Genomic DNA, 21787 nt, shown 5'->3' with positions numbered 1-21787 from the left:
TCAGATAGCTTTTAAGATAGTTTATTTTTTCTTTAAAAGTCTGCTGATTGGCCCTGCTTTATCCTCCTGATAATATCCATAGTCTTTGCCGTAGCCATAGCCATAGCCGTAACCGTAGCCATAGCCGTAGCGATGATCCACCTGGAAATCATTCAGAATGGTATAGATCTTTTTGATTTCTTCTTTTTCCCTTAAGCTTTCCACCACCTTGATGTTGGACTTGTCGGAATACTTATGCCTGAATACGAAGATATTGATGTCTGAATATTTAAAGAGCTCCTTGGTTTCGGAAACCAATCCCACCGGAGGGCAGTCCATGATTACGATGTCGTAGCTCTCCTTGATTTCGGCCATCATTTGGGTGAAGGAGTCCTGAAGGATCAATTCGGCTGGGTTTGGAGGAATAGCACCTGAGAGCAGGATATCCAAATTCTCATACCCACTGCTTTTGACAGCCTCTCTCCAGTCCAATTCCTTACTCAAGATGGTACTGATACCCACGTTGTTTTCCAGCCCGAAGTCTTGGGCAATCTTAGGTTTTCTCAAATCAAGACCGAGAAGAATTACTTTTTTCCCGGAAAGCGCATACACGGAAGCCATGTTGATGGCGCAGAAGGTTTTACCTTCCCCGGAGATGGATGAAGTGAAGAGAATCACCACTTTGTTTTTCTCCGGAACCAAGTAAGACATATCGGATCGGAGGGATCTGAATGACTCGGTCACCCCTGACTTGGGGTTTTCAAGTACCACTCTGGCATGGTCCAGGCTTGCCTTTCCGATTATTCCCAGGAAGGGAATGTCCTGATGCTTCTCCAGGAACCTCGGATCGTCTACTTTATTGTTGAAGTAATTTTTGGTCGTGATGATTAGGAAAGGGACGGCCAAACCTATAAATAAGCCAATGATCAGATTGAGGGACTTTTTGGGGAATACGGGACTCAAGCTGGATCTAGCACCATTTAGGATGGAATTTTTAGGGAAATTGGAGGCTTTGGTAATTTGGGCCTCGTACAGCTTCTCCTGAAGATAAACGTAAATGGATTCATTGATCTGAAACTGGCGCTGGATTCCCAACAACCTTCTCTCTGTTTCAGGCAATTGATTGATTTCCTTATCGATGGTATTGATCCGCTCTGTCAACTGGGCAATATTCGCTCTGATGTTGGCGATGGCGGAGTTCACATTTTCGGAGAGGACTTTTCTGGTATTTTCGATTCTCCTGTTTATTTCCTGAACAGCAGGGTTTTCATCTTTAAAATTGGCAGTAAGCCTCGTCTTATCTGCCTGAAGTTCAATGAGGTTTCCAACAAGCGTAGTCAGGAGGTTGTTATCCAAATCTGCGATGGCAGGAGCCATCAAGGCATCAAAGTCCTCTCTATCAAGGTAATCTCTCAACTGGTTGTAATACCTGAGAGATATTTCAGCTTTGGCTCGGTCGTTTTCCAGAACGAGCAGGTTGTCATAGACTCTAGACCCTTCTTCACTGAGGTTAAATATTTTGTTGTCAGTTCGGTATTGCTGCAACCTGTTTTCAAAGAAGGTAAGTGAGTCGGTAATTCCGCTGAGTTGGTTTTGGATAAACAAAATGGTGGCATCAGAGGCTCTGTTTTTTTCAGCAAGCTCCCTTTCGAGATACGCATCCATCAGGTTGTTCAGATAGTTTTCTCCCTTTTTTCTGATGGTTGTCTGCAAGGAAAGCGAAAGGATGGATGATTTTTCGTCCACGAGCTGAACGGAGAGGTCATTGGCAAGCTGAAGAGCAAGGGAAGGAGTATCAGATACCGAGAAAAAAATCTCCTCACCGGGAAGTGCACCGGCATTCTTGATTGTGATTTTGCTGAAGTCATTGACAATCAGAGAGTCGAAAGCATATTCTCCGTCAAATACCGTTTGATCGGCAATGCTCGTATTGTAGAATGGGTCAGAAGGATTATATACAGAAATGCCCTCTTCCTCCAGTTCGAGTAGGAACTTGTTATTTTCCAGCACTTTTATTTTGAACATGCCCCCTACAATCTGGGCATGATTCCAGTCCACTTCGATCAAGACGGGGGTATTGCCATAAATCTGACTCTTTTGAAAAGTCCCCACCCGGTAATAGGTGACATTGAAGTTGAGGTTTTTCAACGCTTCTTCTGCCAAAAAATAAGACTTGAGGATCCAAATTTCATTTTGGATATTGACCTTATTGTTGACCAGTCCAGCGGAGCTGAACAGATCAGCGGTGATGTCAGGTTTTTCTTCGTTGAGAACCACCGTTCCATTCACTACATAGACCGGAACCGTGTATTTATTAAAAAGAAAAGCGAAAGCCAAGCATGCACCTACGCTGATGACAAACCACTTCCAATATTTCAGGTAAGTAAGAATTATCGCCCTGAGATCAAACTCTTCCTTGGATTTGGAAACAGAAAAAACCGGATAATTGAATGGAATATTATTCTGATTGGTTGACATTAGATTACTGAGTAAGATTTAGCATCAAGGCTGCAAAAGTAAAGAGAGAGATCAATAAGGTAATCGTCTGTGCGGCATTTTCTCCTGCACCCAGTTCCCTTACTTTCAAAGGCTCCACGTAGAGCTGATCATTGGGTCTAATAAAATAAAACTCACTGTTGAGCAGAGACCGGTCATTTAGATCCACCTCATACACCTGGCTTCCGTCAGGGTATTGTCTGATCAATAGGAGCTTGTCTCTTCTGGCAATCGTGGTCAGGTCTCCGGCATTGGCAATGGCCTCAAAAATGGTCATTCTGTCTTGCAGAACGACATACTTACCGGGGTTTCTAAATTCCCCTATTGCACTGTATCGGATACCTCCCAGCTTGACTCTTACGTAAAAATCGGATTTGATGTAATTGGTGAGCCTGTTTCTTATTTCCTCTTTTGCCTCATCCAGGGTCAAATTACCGACTTTGACTTTTCCCAAAAGCGGTAGCTCTATCATCCCGTCCTCATCGACGGTGTAGCCTGTCATATAATATACGTCTCCCCCACCCTGTCCTTGCTGCATCCCGAGATTCGGAGATACGTCCGTTTTCGTGATGTTGAATCCATTTCTGATGATTTCATCGTTGGTGATCACCTGCACATCTACGATGTCGTTAAACTGCAAGGCATACTTTACCATTTGATAAGGAATCCTGTTTCCAGGTTCTAAGCTGGGATTATTGGATTCATTCTGAAGGTAAATAACTTTACGGTTGGGAATACAAGAAGCAAAAAGGACGGTAAAAAGAAGAAGGAAAAATAAAAATTGGGTGGTTTTTCGGTTGATGAAAGGGGTCGAATTATTCATATTTTTTTAAAGTAAATCAAATTGGAGCGTAAAATTATCTAATTAGAACAAAAACACCAGCAGTTTCTCCAACGAAACCTCCTCTACTTCTATATTTTGCTCTGTACACGTAATTACCATTGATTGCAGGTCTACCTCTGAATGTCCCATCCCATCCCTGAGCCTCCAAACTGCTTGATTCATAGATGAGTTCTCCCCAAGTGGTGAATACATAGAACTCCAAGGAAGCAAGTCCACGGTACTTAGGGAAGAACAGGTTATTTTTCCCGTCTGAGCGGTCTGGTGTAAATGCGTTGGGGAAAATAATGTCAAAGTTATCAGACACTACCAATTCGATGATCGCAACGCTCTCACATCCAAGATCATCCCAAGTCTTTAGAATAACCAAGAATGTCCCTATTTCATTGTAGGTATGGTTGGGAGAGGGAAGCGTAGAAGTCGTTCCATCTCCAAAATCCCATTCCCAGCGGATAGGATTTCCTAATGAAAGATCATTGAACACTACCTGATCCCCGATACCTACCTCTGCATTTGGAGAAGGTTGCCCGGGAACAATTTCTACCTGATAGTCAAAGTTAGCCACCAACTGCACCTCAGCGATTCTTACCAGGATTCTTTCTGTAGGAGTATAACAGTTAGAACCTTTGTTCTTCATTCTCACGCGGTAGATGCCTGTTTCCGAGATCGTCCTGATTTCATCCATTCTCAGGGCGTTGCCATAACCATCAAGAACCTCGTAGTCGTATCTATTGGGATCAAATCCGTCAATATACAAGGACAAATCTACCGTTTGGGTTGGATCACAAACTATGGAAGGGTTGCTGGTTCGGAGATTGGGAATGGGGTTGATAGTCACCAAGGCTTCTTCCAATTCTCTTCCGCAAGCGGCATTGATATCCAACTCCACATAGAAAGGCAAAGGAGAGTCTGAACTCTTCAGACCCGTGATGGACAATATTCCCCTGTCTGTGAGGTTGTAAGTGATCGATCCGTCCGTACTTGTACCTACAGGAATTTCATCCAACCCCTGGGCATCTTTAAACCAGGAATAGGTAAGTCCGGCCCCTTGTCCGCCCGTCACTCTTGGGGTCAGAACTGCCACTTCACCTTCGCAAATGGTCACGTCATCGGTAGCGACTTTAAGCGGCTCATTGGAAATGGTGAGCCCGGTTTCGTTGACCACGCAGAGATTTGCGTCAGTCAAGGTCATGGAGTAGGCTCCAAGCGGGAGGTTGTCTACGACAAAATTGTTTCCTGTCCATTGGATAGATGAAGCATCAATTGGACCAGAATCACTGTCGACCACCAGTGAATATGGAGCTGTTCCACCGGCTACAGTTCCGAAAATCTGCCCATTTGGACTCAAGCAGGTAGCACCGATTGCGGTCAGATTCTGAATTTCCAGAGGTCCAGCCGGACCCGTAATGGTGTAACTTCCGATTTGAATCACGCAACCGCTTGGATTTCGTGCCGACAAGGAGTAGGTACCTTGGGCCAAGCCATTTATTTCGGAAGTTGGATAGGCCTGATAAGGTCCACCATTCAGGCTGAATTCAATAGATTGATTAGTAGGGATATTGAGCAACAGACTTCCACCATCCCCAAAACACTGCTCCGGAACCGGAGTGACTTGCACTTCAGGATTACCAAAAACTTCTATGGTTACCTGCTTTTGGTCTCCCACACAGATATTTGGACCATCTACGGTTACCCAAAGGTCGAAAGGCGCATTGGCTGTGGTAATCCCACTAATGGTCAAGTTGCCCCTTGCGTTAAGATTGAATGTCAATCCATTTTGTTGGAATCCATTTCTCAATACATTGGCAGCCGAGATAGAACCCAAATACCAGGTGAAAACCGGATTAGGATTGGATGGATTGACGGATGGGACGATGGAAACAGGGATTCCGTCACAGGTAGAATAAACCCGGTCGACGATGATTTCAGAAGGACCATTGTTGATGGAAACCGGGTTGGCAAGATTGAAATCACATCCGTTGTCATCCACGATTTGTAGGATATAATCTCCCTGCCCTAATCCCGCAAAGGAATACGTAAGGTCACTGGTCTGATGGGTGAAAGATTCTCCGCTCGTCGAAGTCAAAGTGAGCGAATACGGTGCTTTACCTCCCTCCCATTCGAAGGTTAGGAACCCATCTTTTACCCCACAAGCTGCGTCTTTTGAATCTATGAGTACCGCCTTAATTTCAGTAGCAGCCTGAATACTAGTCTGGAAAATGCGCGAACAAACTGCTCCCTGAACATTGATGGTGTAATTCCCCGGAGCAAAGGAGGTATTGGCCAGTTCGGCTGCCGTATAGGTAACGGATCCTACTTGAAAAGTCATTCCAGGTTCCAGATTACCGGTTACGACAATTTTGCCATCGTTGGCTTGATAGCAGCTCTCGTCCTCAGCGTTGATGGTCAAATCAGGGAATTCAAAGACTTCGAATGTCACGGGAATTTCCACTCCTGTACAGACCACAAAGAGGTAGTAGGTGTAGGTTCCCGGTGCCAAACCATCGATCAAAAGCGTGGAATTGACAAAATTATTAGGATCAACTACGATCGAATAGACAATATTCGGATTGCCTGGATCCGGTCCATTTGCTATCAGTCCGGATTGATTTGGATTTTTGTACCAAGCAATTTCAGTTCTTGCTACCGGGCTATTGGGGTCAGCAGGCGTATGGACTGCTTCCAAGGCAACTTGTTCTCCAAAGCACTTATCTCCAGGCGGTACCACGGTGTATTGAGGATCAGGAGCTGTTCCGATTTGGAATTCAAAGACCTCTGGGCATCCGCCGGAATCTGTCACCGTCAGATAATACGTGCCCGGAGCCAGATTTTCTATTTTGTCCAGACTTCCGGCAATGGGGGCACCAGTCGGAGAGCCTACCGTCCATTGATGAGCATAGTTGCCCCAGCCACCAGAGATTTCAATGTTGAAAATTTCTCCATTGTCAAGACCGCAACTTGCCACAAACTGATTAAAATCATCCAAGACAATAGGACCTGCAGGGCCCAGAATTTCGAAAGGTTCCGAAAAATAACAGGTCGCCTCTCCGTTTTGATCTCTCATTTCCAGCTGATAGGTACCTGCAGGAAGGTTGTCGAAAAGAGGATTGGTCTGCCAGGTTGCCCCATCAATGCTAAATTCATACGAACCACTTCCTCCACTTGCATTTTCCACCAAAACAGATCCATTAGAATCACCGAAGCAGGTGATTGGAGTTGCTGTCAGCGATGCTTCAAGTGGAGGCAGTATTTCCACAGAAGAAGGGAATTGGATGGTACAGATTCCTGCCCCTTGCAGTCTTCCGTAGTAGGTGTAGGTACCGGCTTTCAAGCCACTCACTAGGAGTGAATTGTTGGCCAACACTTCATACGAAACATCTCCATCCGTATCTCCGGAAGAGATGGCTTGAGTGTAGGCAGCATCTTTAAACCAACGGATTACAAATACAGCACCTGCCGGAGCTTGAATATCGGGGAGAATCTGAGCAACGGCACCTTCACAAAGCACTAGATCCTGAGGCGTGACATCTACGGTCAAGCCATCGTCATTGACCAAGGTGACGGCAGGCAGTGTCTTGACACAAGCATTGGAATCCATGACCTCAACTTCGTAGGATCCTGGTGCCAAAGACCTTACTTCATAGGAATTTCCCGTTTGGTTAAAATCAAAATCAGCTATTGGCTGACCGTTTATGGTGAGGGAATAGGCGGGTACACCTCCGTTGACTTCAAATGAAAACGTGCCATTTGCTGCTCCGCATGTAGGATTTTCCTGATTAATCAGGGTAATGATCAGTTCAGGAGTAGGGTCAATCGTCACATCGATCAGCTGAACGCATCCGGTGACAGTATTGGTGACTTCAATCTGATAATTTCCTGCAGGAAGGCCCTCAAAAGCACCGGTTCCGCTGTCAAATGGCGCAGGATTACCCACCAAGGCATAGGAATAGTCCGGAGAAGCTCCTGCACTCAAGACCAACCTGCCGTTGGCCTCTCCAAAACAAAGGGGCGAAACAGGGGTAAAGTCTGCCGTCGGAAGCGGATTTACAGTCAAGGTCACCGGAATAGGATCCAACGGACAGCCGTTTAGGATATCCGGTTTCAGGTAGAAGGTAAATGTTCCAGCCCCGGCAAAATTGCTGATATCCAAGCGTCCATTGCTTTGATCCACATTGAAAGTCACTCCCAAGGTTGCATCTACACCTGACAGAATCTCATCTGTGGCTGCGCCATCCCGGTACCATCTGAAGACCGGATTGGCATCAGGCACACCCGGATTGACCACAGTGGGCAAAATGCTGGCAAATTCGTTTTCGCAGACTTCCAAATCCTGCAAGGTATACTCCGGTAAGATCTGAGGTACCAAATCCAAGGAGAGTTGTACACTACAGTCGTTTTGATCCGTCACCCTGATCTCATACGCCCCTCCGGGAAGATTTTCTACCAGAAAGACATTGGCAGAAGTTTCGGTTGGATTAAAACTTCCTAGTGGGGTTCCGTTGATTGCTACGGTATATTCCCCGGCACTGAGGGGAGTTCCTCCGAGTATTTCAAAGATAAATTGGCCATTGTCCAACTTACAGGTAGGATCTTGTTGTGAAACCAAATTGACCAAAAGCTCAGGAGTAGGATCAATCGTCACATCGATCAGCTGAACGCATCCGGTGACGGTATTGGTGACTTCAATCTGATAATTTCCTGCAGGAAGGCCCTCAAAAGCACCGGTTCCACTGTCAAATGGCGCAGGATTACCCACCAAGGCATAGGAATAGTCCGGAGAAGCTCCTGCACTCAAGACCAACCTGCCGTTGGCCTCTCCAAAACAAAGGGGCGAAACAGGGGTAAAGTCTGCCGTCGGAAGCGGATTTACAGTCAAGGTCACCGGAATAGGATCCAACGGACAGCCGTTTAGGATATCCGGTTTCAGGTAGAAGGTAAATGTTCCAGCCCCGGCAAAATTGCTGATATCCAAGCGTCCATTGCTTTGATCCACATTGAAAGTCACTCCCAAGGTTGCATCTACACCTGACAGAATCTCATCTGTGGCTGCGCCATCCCGGTACCATCTGAAGACCGGATTGGCATCAGGCACACCCGGATTGACCACAGTGGGCAAAATGCTGGCAAATTCGTTTTCGCAGACTTCCAAATCCTGCAAGGTGTACTCCGGTAAGACCTGGGGCACCAAATCAAGGATTGCAGTTGCCGGACAGGCATTCTGATCTTGGACGAGGATTTCATAATTACCTCCGGGCAAATTAATGACTTGGAAAACATTCGGAGAAAGCTCGGTGAAGCTGTAAGTGCTTAGGGCATTCCCATTGATCTGAATGGTGTAAGTACCGGAAGCAGAAGGAGTCCCGCCCACTACTTCAAAAATCAAGGATCCGTTGTCTAATTCACAGGAAGGATCTACTTCTTGGGTGACCGTCAAGATCAACTGGGAAGGATCCTGGATGGACACGGGAAGGATATCCTCACAGAAGGTGGCTCTATTTCTAACCCTTACCGTGTAGTTTCCGGCAGTGATGCCGGAGTTGAATACAGGACTGGCTTGATAGCCGGTAAGCCCATCCAGCATAAATTCAAAATCGGCGATGGCCCCATTGGTCACATTCACTTCAATAACACCGTCATTTCCTCCGAAACAAGAGGCAGACTGCGCCCTCACTATTGCTATTGCCGGCAAAGGATTGACCGTGATAGTAGCCGATAAAACCGGAAGATCACAGATTACAGGATTGCTGGGATCATAGGGATCAATGGAAGGCTTCATGAATACTTCGAATGTCTGAACAGAAGTCGAAGCAGGAAAATTTGAAGCGGTCAAGGTCCCTGAGGCAGCATCTACTGTGAAATCAATTCCCCATGGATTTGGGTTGCCCCCTCCTATTTGCTGAGTTGCTGAGGCGTCTGAAAACCATCTAAACTGAGCATTGGGATCCGGGAAGCCGGTATTCAAAGTAGATACATTGATGGAAGCCGCTTCTCCTATGCAGACGGTCACCTCATTGACCTCGTAGACAGGAAGGATCTGAGGAGTAATCAATTGGTCGCTACTGCTCAAACAACCTTGCGCGTCCTGAACGGTCAAGGTTAACGTGTAGGGAGGAGCCGAAACCAGTCCGGTCACTTCAAATACGTCAGCTCCAATTTGATTTACTGTCGGTGGTGTGGGGAGTGGATATCCGGTAATCGAGACAAAACTGTAGGTCCCATTGCCTCCCGAAGCCTGCCATCTGACAGCACCGTTGTTCAGCTCACAACTAGGATTGACAAAGCTGATCACATCCAGTGCCAGGGTGTCATCGGGACCTAGAATTTCAAAATCGTAAGACAGCTCACAATCAGGGTTGTTGGAATAGGCAGTTACGGTATAGTTTCCTTTATTCAAACCCTGGAAAAGACCGGTAGATTGAACAGGCCTTACTTCATTTCCTGCTGCATCAAAGAGGATATATTGAGTCAAGACTTCATTTCCTCTACGGAAAACAATATCAATACTTCCCGAACTTCCCAAGCACCAATCGTTTTCTATCACAGGCGGATCAAAACTTACCGCGGGAAAAACAGTGACCGTGGCAGCAATTTCCAAGTCGCCCAATATGGAACAGAGATTCTGAGCGCCCCCTCTGTCTTCTCTCAATTCGACGTAATAAGTATAAACAAAGGGATTTCCCCCTTGGGAAAGCAGTCCATTTACAATCAACTGACCCTGAGCATTGATTTCGTAGGTAAATCCATCAGCCGCAGGAGCAGATGGATTGGAAGTGATAGGTTGGGTCTTGGCCGCATCTTTATACCAAAGGAATTGTGGAGTCCGCCCATTCAGATAGATTGGATCGACTTCAGGTACGATGGTGACGGTCTCCCCTTCACATATCTCAAAGGTATCTTGGTCTACAGTAACCGGTGTACCCAGCTCATCTTCAATGATAGGAACGATCAGTCTGTCCTCACAATAGCCGCCTGCCCCGTCGTCCAGAGGGTTTCGGATGACCAGCACATATTGACCCACATTTACTCCATCCAATTCAAAAGTAGCTGCATCGCCGTCGTTGGTAACTGAACCGATGACGGTCCCTTCTCCCAAGTTGGTTTCCACCCCCGCTGTATTGGTATACAACCAGAAATGTTCAAATCCTGGGATTAGATTTCCTACTTCAGCAGTGATTTTCCCATCATTTTGACCGTCACAGGTGGGGAGTTGGATCACCGGTTCGGATAAAAACTCAGGAATCGGATTGATGATGACCACCAACTCTTTAGGCTTGGAAGTCAAACCGAAGTTATCCGTGATGGTATAGTAGATTTTTGATCTTCCGGTAGCGCCTGGATTCGGGGTAAACACAATCTGTACCCGATCTCTCAGATCATCAAAATTAGAATCATCAAGATCCTCTATAGTAGCTGTAAATGTACCGAGAGGGGTAGGTTTTTCAGATAAATCACTGGTACAGGCGAGACAGATGGGCGTCAAACCACATTGGGTATGATCAATGTCTGAGGAAAAGGTATTCCAAGGTGCGGTTGGGTCATTGATATCCAGTCCGTCTTCGTAAAGCTGAATACACTGGATAAAGGCCTTATCCGAACTGCGAAGATCCACATCAATAAAAATCTCCAATTCCTCATCCACGCAGGTTCTATAGAACTCATCGGAGGCTTCTGGGCGTTGAGCTTCCTCTACTTTAGAGACGTCTACCGCCAAATTTCGGATTTCATGAAAATTTTTATTCTCGCCAGTGGCGGCTGAAAAACCCAATTTGATGTTTTCAGGAGCAGCAAAATTATAGTGAGTCGGGCCAATTACCCGGTAAACATTGGCACCAACCCGTACATCCACCGTAAGGTCATACCCTACATCAGGCCGGGGAGAAAGATTCACATATACTTTTCTGTATTCGGGTGAAGCACAGGTCAAGCCTGGGAAAGGTCCTGTGTCGATAGTAAACTGATCAGCAGGAGGTCTTGGAAAAATATTTACTTCTTCGTAATCAAAAACCTGATAATTATTTGAAGCAGGACCTCTGATCCCAACCGTGTGAGGATACCTCATAAAACCCGGTAGTTTAGGATTGGGACCCAATCCATTGGGCTTATTGGGAGGAGTAGATTCCAAGCTGATAAAATTACCCCATTCATCTAGGGCCACACCGATATAAGCTCCGGACAATCCGGGTTGCGTAATGGCACCTTCTATTCTCGGTGCATAGCCCAAGGATCCGCCAAACCCACCAATATTAAAAGGAAGTGCAGGAGGCAAGTCTCCATAAGCCCCATCAAACATAAAAAATACAATTCCGTCTGCGCCATCTCCCCCGTAACTTAGGTATTCAAAAGACACCTGGATGCCGTATTCGGGAGAAAAGGGCAAATCCAAATAAACATAGCCATCTTTGTATTGCTCATTTTCAGTCAAACGGATAGACTGTCCAGTCAGTGCTGAAGCGAGATTGCCGGGCCCATTTCCATCCCCGAACAGCGTCACATCGGGCCTTCTTATAGCATCTATGCCCCCGATAAAAGGTTCACAATAGGGATACCCCTCTCTGGAAATTGAAACCTGAGCATCTCCCCGATTTGGCAAGAGCAAAAAAATGACGAAAAATATCCCTAGGAAAGAATAAAGTCGTTTAAAATTTGCCTTGTAGTTGGATTGCGTCATTTTAAATGCAACACACCGGGTGGTTTTTCAAAGATAAAGATAACCTGTCATCAGCAACTTATTGAATCATTTTACTCGGTCAAATCTTTTGCTTTCTATAGAAATCAGCCAAATTATCCTCAGGTTTAGGTTCGAACTTTGAGAAAAACACCCTGAAAGTGTTTTAAGCAAAATAATATCCTTCAAAACATTTGCCAAAGCTTAATAACTGCTAATTTCTTATAAAGAATAATTTCATTTTTCTCTCCATTCCCCAGATTATTTTCCTATTCATTTTTTTTCATTCCAAAGGGACCTGGGTCTTGATTTGTATTCAGGAACCAGAAAATCATCCATTTTTACCTCGGGAGGAGTTGATGTGGCGATCCATTCTTTGCCTATCAGTTTTTAAACAGATAGATGAGATTGATCTGCCCGAAAAAGGAGACAGGATTGTATCCGGAATGGAAGTCTCGGGTAGAGATTCCCTCGTCCTGCCATTGGTAATTTCTGGCTTGGACCAATTCCGCCTTTCCACTGAGGATCAATTGCTTCCATTGATGATCCCAAAGCAGCCCCAAACTGTAATCAATCCAAGGCTTTTTCGCGAAGGAATTGGCCAAAGCTCCGTAATAGAAATCCTGATGATTTTCTATTCTTTTCACTATCACTCCCCATTTGGAGACCTCTTTTACCGAGGCGACTTCCAAAATCTGAGCATTGGACCCCACGCCTATCCCAGCCCCGAGAGACTGACCGTAATTGGTAAAACCTCTAACTTGGTAGTGGGTTTGCCAGCTGGTATTGATCACCCCCAAAACAGGATACCGAATGTGCCTGTTGACGGACTCTTGCTGATGAATAATCTCTCCCTTGATTTGGAGCATTCTATCGGATGATGCCAAAGGAATCAGCTTCTGAAATCCCAAAAGAAAGGCTCTGGTGTGTTCCGGATTGAGAATGAACTCCCTCCAATTGAAATTATGGTCGTGCTTGCCGAATTCGGTGTAAACCTCAAATCTTCCTTTGGCATTGTGAAACCTGAAAAAGACAGATACCAATTGGTCCTGGGCCTGCTGGTCATAAATCACCGAATTTCCATTTTCAAACAGCTTCTCTTTCTGGAATACTTCAAAAACGGGAACCCTTCCCCTAAAGCTGTTTTCCACATCCTCGTTGTATTGCTGAAACACCCGGTTGAACCCCATGGTCAAGCCCTTTAAAAACTTGGGCTGAAAAGCAATTGAAATCCCATTGATGTATCTCCAATCCCCATTAAATGCTCTGAAGTATTGTTCGTTCAGCCGAACGTTTTGGGATGGATTCAAGCCGGAGTCTTCTGCTCTTCCAAAAATCATCTGTGCTTCAAGGAGACCAATCCCGATGTTGGCAGGCGACTTGGTTTTTAGGAAAAAGTGATTCAGCCCTCTGGAATTATTGCTGAAAAGCAAGGAGGAAAACTGTCCCGGTCCCCACCAAATATTCTGACTTCCAAAACCTACTTCAGCCTTTCCCAAGGACAAAGAAAAGTAGGACTGCCCCAAAGCAACAAACCGATTGAATTCCCCTTGAAAACGCTCCGGATGATCCCCAAAATTCCAATACCTGAATCTGGCAAAATTAACGTTGTCAGAGAAGATATCCGGGTACCCATCAAAAGCCTGATTCTGAGAGAAGGCAATTTCGGGCCTTAACTGGATTTCAAGTAGGTGAAACTTGAGGAAAACTCCTGGGGAAAACAGATTTTGTATTCCTCTCCCATTTTGAAGTCCATAGTTACCCCATCCATAAGGTCTTACCGAATTGAATACAGTGGTGTTTAAAATAGGAAGGGCTTTGAAAACAGTTTTGGGATTTTCCTTCTTCTTTGGCCTTTCCCCAACTTCAGAATTGTGAATCAAGGAGTCCGAAAAGCCCGGTTCCCATCGTATCGGTCTGGAAGAAAAGGAGTAATTCAGGTAATTTTTTCCCAAAAGCTGACTTCTACGGGCTTGTTCCTCCAAAACAGGAAAGCCTGCTGGAATAGTCTGACCCACTAGCAAAAGGGGAAATAGGGCTAAACTCAGGCAAATCACTAAGCCCCATCTCTCCGCCTTCCTTCCAATCCTTCCTGAACCAGGCACTGGCATAGCAGCAATCCGGGCAGCCCATTCCTCCAAGGTCACCTGTATTCCTTTTAGTATCTTCAAACCAAACCTCTTCTCATCCAAATCTGCAAGCCGATTTTTTCCCTGCCTTTTCTGTTAACCAATTGAATTAAACATCTTGATGTACTTCTTGGTAATCGCCCTCCAAGAGTAGTTTTTCTTTGCCAGTTTGTAGAGATCATCCATCATGGATTCTCTATCCAATTCCCTGATGTTCAAAAGTAATTCCTTGAGCTCTTCAAAATCTGCAAAATAGTGTGCTCTACCGAAGGTCGTCTCACGGTTGTAATTTACTCCATAAGCAATCACCGGAAGTCCTAAATACATGGCCTCGACAAGGGAAGGGTTGGTCCCTCCCGCACTATGGCCATGGAGATAAAAGAAACAATTGGATCGAAGGACATTTAATTCGTCTGTCTCATAAATCGGGTTGTACAAAATAATGTTTTCCACGGTGGAGTAATCGTGGTACAGTTTCAGGCCGTACTCGTTGGCGTTCCAGTTGCCTACGACTACATAGGGCATTCCGATGTCACACTCTTTGAACGCTCTCAATTGCATTTCCACGTTATTTTCGGGCTCAATCCTGCAGACGGTGAAGATGTAGGGAGAACCCAAAAAGGAAAACTTTTTCAGGTAAGGCTCTGAATTGACAAAATTGACATGATTTGCTCCATAAGCGATCAAAAAAGAGGGTTTGCCATATTCCTCCTGCACGTAATCCTGAATATGCTTATTGTCAGAAATGACCCCATGTGAGAAAGTGACCGCCAGGCGTTCTGAAAACTTGAGGAACTTCTTGGCAAACCAACCCCACTTGTCTCTTTTCCACTCCAGGCCATCGATATGGGTTACGATTTTGGCAGCCGTAAATGGTCTGATGAAGGGAAGAACAATGGCTCCTGAAACCCCTAGCAAGAGAATATAATCGTGGCTTTTGTAGGATTTGAAAAGGCACAGCGCGTCATAGATTATACTCTGGGCTCCATTGGCTTTTTTATTGACGTAGATCAGATTGGCCCCCTTGTAGGTGTCCAATTTTTCGGGATAGGCGTCACTTTCGCAATAAACAGTTACATCCAAGAATTTGGGCAAAAGATCAAGAAGGTTGTCCACTAAGGTCTCAAACCCTCCGTAATTCGCAGGAACACCTACGATTCCAAGAATAGCAAGTTTTTTCTTAATCATTCAAATACGCTTTCATGGCCTCCAATGCAAGAAATCTCTCTTTTTCTACATTGATCAAAAAGTAACGTCCCCAAGACTGCCTGATTGTGCCGGGGTTTTTTACTTTAGAAATCAATCGGAATTTTCCTATTTCCTCAATCGCATCCTGAAACACCAAATATCGAACCGAAAGTTCTCCATCGGGATATACAAAATGTGCATCTCCTGAAGGTACATCCGAATAAACAGCTGAAGTCTTTATCTGCCGTGACCACAGATTATACGCCCAATGCAGAATACCCTGATACCCTCGGATGTCGGCAAGATGGGCTAAAAAATAGATATCTCTCAAGTCTGAGGTCAATAGCGAATTGGGCTGATTGGCCTGCTCAAAGCAAGAAGTGTACATCATGGTCCTTCCATTGATCTTCACCCGGGAAGTGAACTGTTCCTCGGTTAGGCTCACATTGACTGGTAAGGCATATTCTTCCATCTGCTTGGCCAAAGCCGGACTCAGCCTCCCAGCGAAGGAAAACTTGAATCCAGGAGCAATTTCATTGATCCAATTTTTCAACAGAATGGTCTGAGTAGGGTCCCGCTCATCGATCACCCAATAGGTCTTTTGCTTCCATTTTTTCTTTTCCAAAAAGTCGGAAGTCGCCTGAATGAGGGGCTTGAAAAAGTCCTGATAAGGGCCGGAGTTGGGAGCTGCATTGACGGCTTTTACCTGCCTGCTCCTTGCATCGAAAAAGTAAAAATTCTGGTTCCAAGGGAATAGATTATGGATGGAAATCTGTTTGTCCACTCCCAAATCCTGCGCCATTTGGATGTAAGCTTCCAAATTTGAAAAATCGTAGCTGTAGGTATTGTCCTCATTTCGGGTCACCTGAATCATCATTTCATCCAAGGGCCTGAGTTTGGTATTGTAGAGATCCCAAAAGATGGAGACGGTCAGGGATTCCTGGTTGATGGCTCTTAGCGTATGAAGCATCTCCCCGACCTTTTTCCAGTGCTCGGCAGACCAAGGCTTGATTCCATGATAGTCTGCTACGCTGATAGGGAACTGCCAAAAATCAGCACCGAAGGAGACTTCTTCTACCAAGGGAGCCACCTGTTCCAACACGGTGAGTTTTCCTTTGAGCTGGGAATTCTTTCCATTTTGGGAAAAGCTGAGGCTCAAATCATAGAGTCCGGGTTTGGCCCACCTTGGGATTTGTAATTTTAGGAGGCCCCATTTCACTGTAGAATCTGCCTCCAGTTTTGGTAAATTCAGTGGTCTTACTCGGTCGGGAATTAAGGCTTCTCTGAATGAACCGTTCGCTTTGGCCTGCCCGCAATTTCCTGCCGAAAAATCAGCCCAAACCGAATGAATTTCAAACCATTCCTGGAAGAATTCCAGTCCCGGAGAGGCAACCTGTATGGAGACAGGGGCGGTATTGGTGGACTCATATCGGAAGGGAATGAGCAGACTTTCCTGACGCCATGCCGAATACGTGCCTGAAGAAGGAGCCGGCTCATACAGCTTTTCCAGCTTGATGAATTCAGCCTTTTGTCCCCAGACTGAGGAGGATATCATCAAAAATGAAAAAATTAACCACTTCATATGTTTGTTATCGTTTATCAATGGTCGGGTAGAATCTCGCGGGGGTGATAATTGTTCCTTTGTGTGGCCCGTAGGTTATACCCGGTTTCAGGAGTTTATCCTTTGTCTTTACACTGCCCCGAGGAGATTCCCTTTGCTTTTAAAATTATGCCTGCAAGTAGAGGTTTTCCTCCTACTCGACATCATGAGTTCAAAATTCCTGAGACTTTTCGTTCGAATTCCTGCAAAGTATAGTTTTGGGAGGTAAGCAAAGCCCCCTTACTCAATCTTTCCCAAAGGTCCGGGTTTTTTGCCAGATCTTGGATTTTACTTTCAATCAAATCCGCCTGGGTATAATCGATTTTATACCCGTTGACTTCATCATCGACCAATTCGGCTACTCCACCCAGGGTGGGAACAATAGCCGGGAGTCCAAAACAAAAACCTTCCAAGACGGTCATTCCAAAAGTCTCCAGCCATAGGTCAGGATGGGCGAGATTGAGCAGAAGATGGGATTTTTTGAAAAAAGGAATCACTTCCTCCTGAACCGGGAAAATCTCAATATTGGAACCCAATACTAGGTTTTTCTTCCATTTTCCCACCTCTGTATCCGTGTCACTCAGTACCAAAATAAATCTGATCCCGGGCAGTCGATGACTCAATTGTACAAAATCGTCAATTCCCTTGTAAGGCCTTAAGGAGGCCAACATCAAGACCGTAAAAGATGCTGAGGACCAAGTCACAGGGACTGCATGTTTCGTAATCCTGGAATTCACCGCATTGGGCAAAAGAATGATGTCTTTTTGTCCTAATTTGGGATTGGATCGAAGAAATTCCGAAACCACGATTTTTGTAGTGCTTAAATTTCTTACCCACCAAAATAAAAACCTATCCAAAATCCTGGGACTGACTTCATTTTCATGAACATGCGTGATCACCTTTTTGCCCATCATTATACCTGCAAAAATGGCCGAAAAAGGCAAAATAGTATTGGTATAAAAAATACTTTTCTCACCCAAATGCCTCAACAGGACTATAGCCAGGATCAGCTGACTGGTAAAAAAAGTAAAGAGCGTTATCCAGCGATTGGGGTATCTCCGATACAAGTTGGGGCGATAATTCACCCCGGGTATACCCGAAAGAAACCCCTGAGTCGAACTCGTGTACAGCTCAACCGGATACCCTTCTTTGATGGCCGTCTCGATTACGTTCCGAAGGATTTGGGGACTTCCTGTGAAGTTATTCAGCAGGTGAAAAAAGACGATCTTTTTTTTCAATTTTTGGATAACTCTGTAAAATCAGGAGAAAGACAGAAAGCAGGAGGTAAATGGTGGTGGAATAAAATTCATGCGTAAACTGCTGGGCTACAATAAATATGTAAAAGAGCATGGCCGCGTAGAAAATTTTTCCTTTGGCCCAAAAAAGAAAAGAAAACACAAATACCGATACCAGGTAGAAAAAATAACCGATAAATCCATAGGTAAATAACAGCACCGAAGTGCCGTTTTCGATATAACCCGTGCGGTAAAAAGTACCCCTGGCAATACTGTCATCTACCATATTGTTCCCATGACCAATGAGGTATTGGATCCAGCTCGTATGCTCAAAAAAAGCAATTCGAAATGCCTCCAAAAGATCCGATCTGGAGCTCAGTGTCGTGAGGTTGAATATCAGTTTGTTGATAAAGTCAAAGAAGTATATCACGAAAGCTATCCCCAGAATCACGCTGAACCCAAAGATTCTTTTATGCTTAAAAAACAGAATGATGTAATAAATCAGGAGGCTGTTTCTGTTGAAGGTTAAAATCAACCCTAAAAGCACCACCCCGTAGGCAAATTGGTCTATTAAGCTGACTTTTCCCTGATCTTTTTTCCAATAATAGATCAAAAACCAACTGATAATCAAGGTCCCAAAAGCCTGTACGGTCGTAGTCAGGCCTTTTGCTGCATGGAGAAAGGGTAAGCCCTTGTCGTACATGGGGTGCACATAGGAATTGAGTCCAAAAATATAGCTGGCGATCACGAAGAAAATACCTGCTGAAATATGGAGAAATACAGCCCATTGAATCAGACTAAGGAAATCTTCTTCCTCCCCTATCAAGGTGACAAAGGCCAAGCCAATGATCGGAAAGAAGATAATCAGGGAAGATTCCGGAAGATTGACAAAATAGGATAGCAGGACCAAGGCAAGACTGGAAACCAAAATTAAATAGGAATTGGCCGGCACTTTTTTTCCAGACAGTATGGAATGAAAAAGCAAAGCGCCCACCACCAGAGTCATCAGGGCCTTATCCAACTGGAAGCTGACAAGCTGGGTACAGGAGGTGAGGAATAAAACCAAAATCCACCCGATACGGACCATTTGATTCATTAGGCCAACTGCCAAAGTGGAGCTATTATCCAAGGTGTTCTGCTAATTTTTTTAATTGAGAAAATCTGGAATACTTAAAGATAGGCTCACGGGATGCTGCTTTCTTTTCGGCCAATTTGTTTTTGTCCAAGTATAATTCCTGAAGTTGGAGAAGGATTCCTACTCCATTTTTGGTGTTTTGTGCAAAATATCCCAAACCCGAATCGGTCAGGATTTGCTCCATCAGGTCTCCATCAGTAGGACAAAGAAAAACCGGCTTACCCAAAGCAAGGTATTCATAGAGCTTGGAAGACGGGATTCCTTTCATTTTCCCATAAGCTATACCCAAGAATACATGGGCTTTTTGTAGCATTTCCAGTGCTTTGGACCGAGGAAATCGTTCTGTGACTTGGACCCAAGGCTTAAGCTGATCTGGAACCAAGGATTCGATCCGCTTTTTTTCCTTCAAATCAAATCCTGCACCCATAAAAATCAAGCGAAAAGGCCGATTCATCGCATGGCATTGGCTGAGAACCTCCAAAATCAGACTGATATCCTGAGATGGATACAGCACGCCGCTGTAGATAAGGGTAAACTGCCCGTCAAGCTCCGATTCCGGCAATTCCAACAGCCTTTCCTCAAATCCGTTTTGAATGGTAATTCCTTTTTTGTTCAGGAATTTGCAGATTCGCTCCGTGTAGGGCTCGGAAACTGAAATGATTGAATCAGCCGTTTGCACCCATTTTTTCTCATACCTCGATTCCAACTTAGCCACCCACTTTCGGATCAAACTCCCGCTTTTCTCCATCTGCAGTTCATTGGTACTCCAATCGTCCCTGTAGTCTGCAATCCATCTTTGGTTCAGGTGTTTCTGAAGGGAGTATCCTATCCGAAAGAGGTAGAAAGGTTCTCCGGAAATAATCAAGGTGTGAAAATGATCCTGACTGATCAGGTTCTTCAGATAAGGCAAGTAGTTGGCATAGGAAGTAAACCGAAGGGAAAAGCGAACCAAACCAACATCCACTAACTTGGCTAGCAGAAAAAGCGGTCTGAGCCAAGTCTCCCCGAGATGGAGGTAGGTCCAATCGAGCATTCCGGGCCTAAACGGCAAATAGTGAACTTCATGGGTAGGAAACTTTTCCATTCGAACCTCCCGTCCCAAAGGCAATTTGGTATCCTGATGGGTTCGGATGTCCGGATTCCATGCTCGGGTGACCACTACCGGGTAATAACCGAGACGATGGAAGTTTTCTGCCCAATAACTTATCCGTTGTGCAGGAGTGAGGGTACAGGGTTGGAAATAATGAGAAAGTAATAAGATCTTTTGCAAAAGCTTAGGATAAAGCTTCCTCCTGAGCAGCGGTAATTCTTTGCATGAAGCCTGAAAGGTTGGTTTCCGCTCTAAAATTCAATTCCCAAAACCTTCTGACTCCTTTCCGAAATTCAGGGTCTCGGGTTTTCCCTGACTTGATCCAATCTTCGAATTGTCTTACCAAGTCATCTACATTTTGCCCTTCCTCGACAAGGCAACCTGTGGAATCCACTACTAATTCCCCAATGCCTCCTACCCGATTGGCAAAAACGGGAATCCCAAAAGAAATCGCCTCCATCATCGAAACGGGAATTCCTTCGGACTCACTCAAGTTGACCAGAGAGTCCACAAATTGAGTAGCATAGAAGTGCATAAGGGCTTCGTTACTAACTTTCCCTTTGAAGGAAATTTCCAAGTTTTGCGGTCTTTCTCCCAATTTGCCAAGGATTCGGTCAAACTCCTTATTTTCCCCTCCAAAGTGAGTCCAGCGGATTGGTAAGACCGAATTGAATAGCACTTGGGCAATCAATTCTACCCGCTTGAGTGGAATAAGGGAAGAGCAGGTAACGATATGGTATCGGTCCTCAGAAGGGGAAATAGGCCCCATACCGAAATCCTCCACTCCCAAACGCGATAATTTTACCTTTTCCTTATGCTCTGAAAAATTATTCAGAATGTAATTCATCCCATGGGAAGAAATCGGCCAAATAGCTGTTGTTTCTTGGTAGATCGTGTTACGGAATGCAATCCTTCCTGAAGGACTTCTTTCATTATACAGGTCCCCTCCATGTGTTCTTACTACAAATTTGACTTTGGGATACTTCCTCTTTAACAAGGAAATCGCGAAGGCATTTGTATCTACCCAATAGGAATAGAAGAGAGGGTTTTCTTCTCGATTCAATAATTTCTCCAGCTCATTTCTAATCTTGAGCGCAAATGGGATATGATAGACCCAATATTTTAGCTGATAGAAATTCAAACCATCCCATGAAATCTGCTCCTTCAATAAAGTTAGAAATTGGGGGAAGTTTTGGACTAAAGCGGAGGCGACCTGAAAAGGAGACTCCGGATTTCTGATGGGTTGGATTAGAACATTTTCGGGAACTTTTCTCTGAAAAGAATAATCCCTGACCGAAGTGGGAATTAGGATAATTTTTTCAAACTCAATTGCTAACTGTTTGAGCTCCGGCACCAAAAACTCTTCCCCTGATTCAAAGGGGAATTTTTGGGTCAATAGGCAAAGAGTTTGTACGTTTTTCATCTTTTA

The 21787-nt window shown here is 44.9% G+C and carries 10 protein-coding genes; all 10 read right to left on the bottom strand.

Features of this window, described 5'->3' with window-relative positions:
• Positions 1 to 21: 21 nt before the first annotated feature.
• Positions 22 to 2457 carry a GumC family protein gene (locus AAA943_RS10775; RefSeq protein ID WP_338224252.1) on the bottom strand — a complete coding sequence of 812 codons (2436 nt, stop codon included), beginning with the start codon at positions 2455 to 2457 and terminating at the stop codon, positions 22 to 24.
• A gap of 4 nt (positions 2458 to 2461) precedes the next feature.
• Entirely contained in the window at positions 2462 to 3298 is an 837-nt protein-coding gene (locus AAA943_RS10770; RefSeq protein WP_338224251.1) for a polysaccharide biosynthesis/export family protein, read from the bottom strand.
• Between the two features lie 34 nt (positions 3299 to 3332).
• A complete protein-coding gene (locus AAA943_RS10765) occupies positions 3333 to 11906 on the bottom strand; it encodes a PKD domain-containing protein (RefSeq protein ID WP_338224250.1) in 8574 nt (2857 codons plus the stop codon).
• Positions 11907 to 12364: 458 nt separating this feature from the next.
• Positions 12365 to 14152, bottom strand: coding sequence for a capsule assembly Wzi family protein (locus AAA943_RS10760; protein ID WP_338224249.1), 1788 nt, complete (start codon positions 14150 to 14152; stop codon positions 12365 to 12367).
• Positions 14153 to 14206: 54 nt separating this feature from the next.
• Positions 14207 to 15298, bottom strand: a complete 1092-nt coding sequence (locus tag AAA943_RS10755; RefSeq protein WP_338224248.1) for a DUF1972 domain-containing protein — start codon at positions 15296 to 15298, stop codon at positions 14207 to 14209.
• Positions 15291 to 16880 (bottom strand): DUF4091 domain-containing protein, encoded by a 1590-nt coding sequence (locus AAA943_RS10750; RefSeq protein ID WP_338224247.1) that lies wholly within the window; start codon positions 16878 to 16880, stop codon positions 15291 to 15293. Before AAA943_RS10750 ends, AAA943_RS10755 begins: the two co-directional genes overlap by 8 nt.
• Positions 16881 to 17062: 182 nt before the next feature.
• Positions 17063 to 18136: a glycosyltransferase family 4 protein gene (locus AAA943_RS10745; RefSeq protein ID WP_338224246.1), complete on the bottom strand. Its 1074-nt coding sequence runs from the start codon at positions 18134 to 18136 to the stop codon at positions 17063 to 17065.
• Positions 18099 to 19262, bottom strand: coding sequence for a hypothetical protein (locus tag AAA943_RS10740; protein ID WP_338224245.1), 1164 nt, complete (start codon positions 19260 to 19262; stop codon positions 18099 to 18101). The genes AAA943_RS10745 and AAA943_RS10740 overlap by 38 nt, the downstream gene beginning before the upstream one ends.
• Positions 19255 to 20538: a glycosyltransferase gene (locus AAA943_RS10735; protein WP_338224244.1), complete on the bottom strand. Its 1284-nt coding sequence runs from the start codon at positions 20536 to 20538 to the stop codon at positions 19255 to 19257. The genes AAA943_RS10740 and AAA943_RS10735 overlap by 8 nt, the downstream gene beginning before the upstream one ends.
• A gap of 4 nt (positions 20539 to 20542) precedes the next feature.
• Positions 20543 to 21781: a glycosyltransferase gene (locus AAA943_RS10730; protein ID WP_338224243.1), complete on the bottom strand. Its 1239-nt coding sequence runs from the start codon at positions 21779 to 21781 to the stop codon at positions 20543 to 20545.
• Positions 21782 to 21787 lie beyond the last annotated feature (6 nt).

It is taken from the genome of Algoriphagus confluentis (assembly GCF_036245625.1).
In the GTDB taxonomy this organism is placed as follows: Bacteria; Bacteroidota; Bacteroidia; order Cytophagales; family Cyclobacteriaceae; genus Algoriphagus; species Algoriphagus confluentis.
This window is presented reverse-complemented; position numbering and strand designations above follow the sequence as displayed.